Annotated in this window: 2 protein-coding genes; both read right to left on the bottom strand. The window is 68.4% G+C overall.

Going from position 1 to position 2,467, the window contains the following annotated elements; translation table 11 throughout:
* Positions 1–1,020: aldehyde dehydrogenase family protein (locus OOT08_RS17425; RefSeq protein ID WP_325094123.1), on the bottom strand; the 1,020-nt coding region annotated here is incomplete at its 3' end.
* Between the two features lie 35 nt (positions 1,021–1,055).
* A complete protein-coding gene (locus OOT08_RS17420) occupies positions 1,056–2,306 on the bottom strand; it encodes an aminotransferase family protein (RefSeq protein ID WP_325094122.1) in 1,251 nt (416 codons plus the stop codon).
* Between the last annotated feature and the right edge of the window lie 161 nt (positions 2,307–2,467).

Here is a 2,467-nt window from a genome sequence, read left to right as displayed (position 1 = left end):
GTCGATGACGGGGCCGAGGTCGACGCCGTCCGCCGTGGCGTGGCCGAGGACGACCTGGCTCATCCGCTCGCTGAAGGCCTCGACGAAGGCGTCCGCGATCCCGTCTTGCACGTAGATCCGGTTGGCCGCAACGCAGGACTGGCCGCCGTTGCGCAGCTTCGCGAGCATGGCGCCCTCGACGGCGCGGTCCAGGTCGGCATCGTCGAAGACGATGAGGGGGGCGTTTCCGCCCAGCTCCATCGAGCTCTTGACGATGTTTTTCGCCGCGAGGCCCATGAGGGTGCTGCCGACGCCGGTCGAGCCGGTGAAGGAGATTTTGCGGATCCGGGGGTCCGCGAGAACCGCCTCGCTGAAGCCGCCGGAGTCGGTCGTGGTCACGACGCGCATGAGCTCGCGTGGGACCCCGGCCTCGGCCATGAGCTCCACGGTCAGGAGCGTGGTGAGCGGTGTGAGGCCGGCCGGCTTGATGACCGAGCCGCAGCCGGCCGCAAGCGCCGGGGCGATCTTCCGGGTAATCATCGCCATCGGGAAGTTCCAGGGCGCGATCAGCACCGCGGTGCCGATCGGGGCGCGCTTCGTGAGGATCGTGGAGCCCCCAGCGGGGTTCTCCCGGTACCCGCCCGCGGGGCGGAGCAGCTCGTCCGCGTACCAGCGCACGTAGTCCGAGGCGTACTGCACCTCGCCGGAGGCTTCCGCCAGGGTCTTGCCCATCTCGCGGCTGATCACGGCGGCGAGCCGATCCCGGTTCGCCATGAGCACCGCGTACACGTTGTGCAGGGTGTCCGAGCGGTGCCGCGGGGTGGTCTTCGCCCAGGCGCGGCCCGCCTCGTCGGCGATCGCCACCTGCTCGATGGCGTAGGCCGTGTCGAAGCTCGGCAGCGTGGCAATGCGCTGCTCGGTTGACGGGTCGAGCACGGCGAACTCGTTCGCGCCGGGCTCGTGGTTGGCAAAGCCGGGCAGGCTGGCAAGCGCCCGGTCGGTGGTCGCCGTCTGCTCGGCGGTGGGGGTGGGCATCGTCATGAGGTGGTCATCCTTTGGGGGTCGAGGGGAAACAATCAGTTGCTGTGCCGGTCAAGCACCGTGCGGACCGCCGCGACGAGGTCGCCGAGCTCCTGATCGGTGGTGATGAAGGGCGGGCTGACCTGCACGGTGTTCCCGCGCAGCGGCCGGGTGATGAAGCCTAGGTCGAGCACGGCGTCCGTCACCGCCTCCGCGTTCACGGCGTCCGTGAGCTCGATTCCGCCGAGGAAGCCGCCGACGCGAGTCTCCGCGACCAGCTCGTGCGTGCCGAGGTCCGCGAGGAGCCCGGCCAGGACGGTCTCGAGTTCGGCTGCCCGCTCGACGAGGTGTTCGTCGCGCATGATCTCCAGGTTTTTCAGGGCGAGCGCCGCCGTCGTGGCGTGCCCGGAGTAGGTGGTGCCGTGCCGGAAGATCGGGCTGTCCTGGCCGCGCTCGAAGAAGGGCTGCCAGAGCCGGGGCGCCGCGTAGATGCCGCCCAGCTGGCCGTACCCCGAGGTCACCCCCTTGGCGAAGACCACGATGTCGGCCGGCAGCTCGTAGCGCGTGGTCGCAAACATCTGGCCCGTGCGCCCGAAGCCGGTGATGACCTCGTCGACAATGAACAGGATGTCGTGCTCCGCGCACAGCCGACGCACGCCCTCGAAGTACCCCTCCTGGGGCGGGTGCACCCCGCCGGTGCCCATCACGGGCTCGGCGACGAAGGCGGCGATGCGCCCGGGGCCGATGCGGTCAATCTCCGCCTCGAGGGCCGCCAGGTCGTGCTTCTCGACCCGCGCGGTGTCCGGGACGAGCGATTCCGTGCCGAAGCCCTCCCGGTTGAAGTCGAGCCCCGCAATGCTGGTGCCGTAGGCGTGCAGGCCGTGATAGGCGTGCTCCCGGCTCAGGATGACGGTCTTCTCCGGCTGACCCGCCAGCACCCAGTGCCGGCGAGCCAGCTTGCAGGCGAGGTCAATCGAGTCGGAGCCGCCGCTGTTCAGGATCACCTTGGCGTCGGCGATAGGGGAAATCTCGACGAGCGCCTCCGCCAGCTCGACCGCCTTGTCGTTGAGATAACGGCCAAAGACGTGATAGGTCTCCAGCTTCTTCATCTGTTCGAAGGCGGCCTGGGCCATTTCCTCGCGGCCGTGCCCGATGTTGGTGTGCCACAGGCCGGCGGTGCCGTCGAAGAGGCGCTGCCCGTCCGCGGTGGTGAGATACGAGCCCGACCCCTCCGTCATCACGAGCTGGCGGCCCTGAACGGAGGGCATGTGGGCCTGAGCGCTCCACAGTGCGGGGGAATTGGTCACGATTGACTCCTTTGGCAAGTGGGCGGCCGTCCGGCCGCCCGGTAATGAAAGACCCGAGACACCTCTCGACTGTCCACCTGTAGGACAATTTATCTTCTCACAATTGTCCCACAATCCTGCAAACTTTTTTCGCTTCGCCTCAACCGCACGGGTTTCGGCAG

The organism is Leucobacter sp. M11, from assembly GCF_035726885.1.
Classification (GTDB): Bacteria; Actinomycetota; Actinomycetes; order Actinomycetales; family Microbacteriaceae; genus JAPFRB01.
This window is presented reverse-complemented; position numbering and strand designations above follow the sequence as displayed.